The sequence below is a fragment of the Thioclava kandeliae genome, from assembly GCF_040297545.1.
Taxonomy (GTDB): Bacteria; Pseudomonadota; Alphaproteobacteria; order Rhodobacterales; family Rhodobacteraceae; genus Thioclava; species Thioclava kandeliae.
Window position 1 is genome coordinate 1 of the sequence record NZ_JAYWLC010000059.1, and the last position, 3,288, is coordinate 3,288.

3 protein-coding genes and 2 pseudogenes are annotated in these 3,288 nt (G+C 53.7%); 2 read left to right on the forward strand and 3 right to left on the reverse strand.

Annotation, left to right across the window (positions count from 1 at the left end):
* Window positions 1–147: pseudogene (locus tag VSX56_RS20410) on the reverse strand (IS110 family transposase); the annotation flags it as partial.
* A 558-nt stretch (window positions 148–705) separates the two neighbouring features.
* Here VSX56_RS20410 and VSX56_RS20415 point away from each other — a divergent pair.
* Window positions 706–1,147: pseudogene (locus tag VSX56_RS20415) on the forward strand (DDE-type integrase/transposase/recombinase); the annotation flags it as partial.
* Between the two features lie 826 nt (window positions 1,148–1,973).
* Complete coding sequence (locus tag VSX56_RS20420; RefSeq protein ID WP_350939358.1) at window positions 1,974–2,294, forward strand: hypothetical protein; 321 nt, start codon at window positions 1,974–1,976, stop codon at window positions 2,292–2,294.
* Window positions 2,295–2,779: 485 nt separating this feature from the next.
* Here VSX56_RS20420 and VSX56_RS20425 read toward each other — a convergent pair whose 3' ends face one another.
* Window positions 2,780–2,920: a hypothetical protein gene (locus VSX56_RS20425; RefSeq protein ID WP_350939359.1), complete on the reverse strand. Its 141-nt coding sequence runs from the start codon at window positions 2,918–2,920 to the stop codon at window positions 2,780–2,782.
* Window positions 2,921–2,954: 34 nt separating this feature from the next.
* Window positions 2,955–3,288, reverse strand: a 334-nt coding sequence (locus VSX56_RS20430) for a transposase (protein ID WP_350938335.1), incomplete at its 5' end; no start/stop codon positions are given.

Consider the following 3,288-nt stretch of genomic DNA (forward strand, 5'->3'; position numbering starts at 1 on the left):
AGCGCAAGGCTGAAGCGTTGCAAAGAAATCCAACACCTGCGCACGTCGCAGCTTCTTTCTAAGCACGACCTGACCACGAGCATCAGCGCCGTGTACTTGGAACACATTCTTCGCCAGATCGAGTCCCACAGTGGTAATCTCCGACATAACCGCCTCCCAGAATGGATTGTTGCGATCCCACCTTGGCACAGAGAGGCCGTCGGGGGGCGACTACATCATCAACGCCGATCTACGCCCGTAATCCCCTCGGAGACTATGGTGCCTTTACGGATAGTCAATGCACTGGTGCCACATGTCCCTTTTCCGCGTCTGAAGATGATCAAGGATCGACAGGCTGCAATTCGCCTTGCAACGCAGGTTCTGGCCGGCCCCGAGGCTCTCGTCTGGGCCGGAGTCACCCTAAATGCCCCGCAGGCGGGAGTGGTTCTGGGGCAGGATGCTGCCGTGCAATGGTCCATTCCCTTTGCTCCGGAATGGTCGGTTCCGCAGTTGGACCAACGCGGCGGGCGGCTGCGGCTAAGGCCGGATTGTCCGGGAGGCATGCGGACCGCAAAACTCGCAGCTCGTATCGTTCGGTGCTGGCATCTGGCGCAGATCAGTTGGGCCAAAACCCCCACATCCGGTTAGGCTCTGTCATAAATTTTTCTAAACTGTGTTCCCTCGGATATATTCGTATCATCAAATGGTTGCGAGGGAATGAGCGGCATAATCGATTTTAAAGGCGCACATTTTCGGAAAACAGTCATCCTGCACGCTGTGTTTTTTACATGCGCTACCCTGCCTCCTATCGGGATCTCAAAGAAATCCTCGCGGTGAGAGGCGGCACGCTCGACCACGCCACGTTAAACCGCTGAGGGTTGAAATACGCGCCGCTGTTCTCCGCGCGGGGGCAAAGACGGAAGCGGGCGACGGCTAAATCGTGGCGAATGGACAAGACTCACATCAAGGTGAGGGGGCGTTTGACCACCTTCTAACGTGCCGTAGACCGGAATGGTCAAACCCTCGACTTCGCTTCGCGGACCTTCGGTTCATACGGTCAGAGCGGCGCGACTTGGCCGCTGCCCGACGATTTTTTAAACATACAATTGCGGTGAATGGCGTACCAGAGCGCGTCGTCGTCGACGAGAGCGGTGCCAATCTGGTCGGACGGATCAAACACAATCGGCGCGGCAGCAGGGGGATAGGTCCCTATGTGGCAGGCCAGAAAAAAGGAGCCAGCAAGCTGGCTCCTTAGTTTGGGGGAGAAAAAGATGAAATCACATGTGATGCAGGTAATCGGCCGCCACGAAAGCCAAAGTGATCAGCGAGACGGCGATTGACATCACAGCAACAGGTTCAGAACGGATATCTTCGAGCATTAGTTCCTCCTTGGTTGAGATAAAGGTAAGCATAGCACGTTTCCGGTTAGAATTGATCCAGAAATTACGAGCTTCTTGTTGGGAGATACGCTGCCAGATTGAGAGGTGGAGAAAGCCTGACAGATTTCGGGCGCAATCCAGAATTTCTTGAAATCTGCCCGATATTGGGTTATGTAGGAAGGGAGATGCGGGGCCGGTCGCACCCAGCCCCGCCCCTTCAGATTACCAGTGGTGAATAACGTTGCAGATCACCGCAACGGCCACGATAACCTGAAGGATGAAAGCGATTGTGTCTAAGGTCATCGCTTTTCTCCCTTCTAAGTTAGGGGCGGGTTATTCCGCCCCTTTCGTTTGTCCATTATGCCCTAAATGACTGAACGGGCACAGTTTTTTAGGTAATAGCATCACTCGGAGATAATCTTCGGCATTGGGTCGCGCGATATATTGATCTGTAGTGCTGAAAGATATTTGGCGTGATGTGACAGCCGTTGTTCTCGGCAATGTTGGACAATCAGATCAGCTATATTTAATGCTAACAGCCGCGAGATATTTTACCCATCGTATCGTTTCTTCCAGAGCATCCTGAGGAGGGCGCAGAATGCAACGAGATCAGAAATGCAGCATAGATATCTGCCACACATCAAGCTAGCCTATCAGGCCCTGAAACTGCCCTCTCTGTTCGCAATGATGGGGATACTGTCGGGATCGGCAAGTGTCGGGACGCAGGTGCTCTACGCCACTAATGCTGGCACATTGATCGTGAGCGCCTTGTTCTTTGTCATCTTTCCTGCGGTGCTTATCGCTATACCGTCTATCTCGCTCGGGATCCTTTTCACACGGCAGATGAAGTTGCAGAAGTCCAAGTGCAAAAACGTCGTCTGGTGCTTTGCGGCCGGAGCTGGTTTTTTCCTCGGAATGCATTGCACCGGAGCATAATCGAGCGGCTGCGTGTTCTCGGGAATATTCGAATGACCCTGCTTAATATGTCATGCATATGGCGAGTGTTGCTCTGGGATCACTCCTGCTTTTAACTCGTAGGTACAATCTGAATCTGGTACCCAGACACTCCGAAGTTAACTTCCCATTAACCTATATAACAGATCAATGATTTCGGGCGGCACAGTAATTAGTGTCTGTTTTCGTTACGTTTTATGCGGCATTTCCCTTCCTGTATGTTCGCTGCGCAGTCCGTGCCGCCCAACTTTATCCTTCCTGTAGAAAGACGCGTTAAGGGGGCGGATGCCACGCGACTGCATACGCGCAGCCGAGCGGCCAAGCCTACCGGACAGAGACAAATCGATAAGGTATCGAGATCATGAATAGGCCCGCAGAAAGATCGAAGATGGATTTATGATAGCTGACCCATCAACGAAAAAAGGCCGACAACTGTCGGCCTTTCTGAGTGAATTGCACGAATACCGTCAGTTATAATAACCGAGCATCGCGCGGTTATACTCGCTAGGCGGCAGTATCTGACCGGTAGCCGGGTTGGTAACCCGTCCGATGCTAACCATTGCACCACGCACCTTCTCGATCGTGTCCCAACTGATGGTGTAGCTCATAGCGGGCCTCGTGCTGACTGGCGGGCCGAGCTGATCAGTCGCGCTGCGCTGCAGGCAAGCTGACCACGACATCATCGCAGATTGGCGCCAGCGTTTCCAGTGTCATGTATCGACCGCGCTGGACGGTCCATTCCTCGGTCTGCTCCATCAGGATGGCCCCAACGAGGCGGCGGATCGAAGCCTCATTAGGAAAGATCCCGACCACGTCCGTACGGCGCTTGATCTCGCCGTTTAGGCGCTCAATCGGATTTGTGCTGTGTAGCTTCGTTCGATGCTGCTGGGGAAAGGTCATGTAGGCCAGCACATCCTCCTCGGCGCCGTCCATGAGGGTCGCCAGCTTTGGCAGTTTCGGACGCATCTGATCAGCG

Bases quoted from the DNA above. Each gene is read 5' to 3' on its own strand.
- VSX56_RS20420 (WP_350939358.1), top strand. From the start codon at position 1,974: ATGCAGCATAGATATCTGCCACACATCAAGCTAGCCTATCAGGCCCTG.
- VSX56_RS20425 (WP_350939359.1), bottom strand. From the start codon at position 2,920: ATGAGCTACACCATCAGTTGGGACACGATCGAGAAGGTGCGTGGTGCA.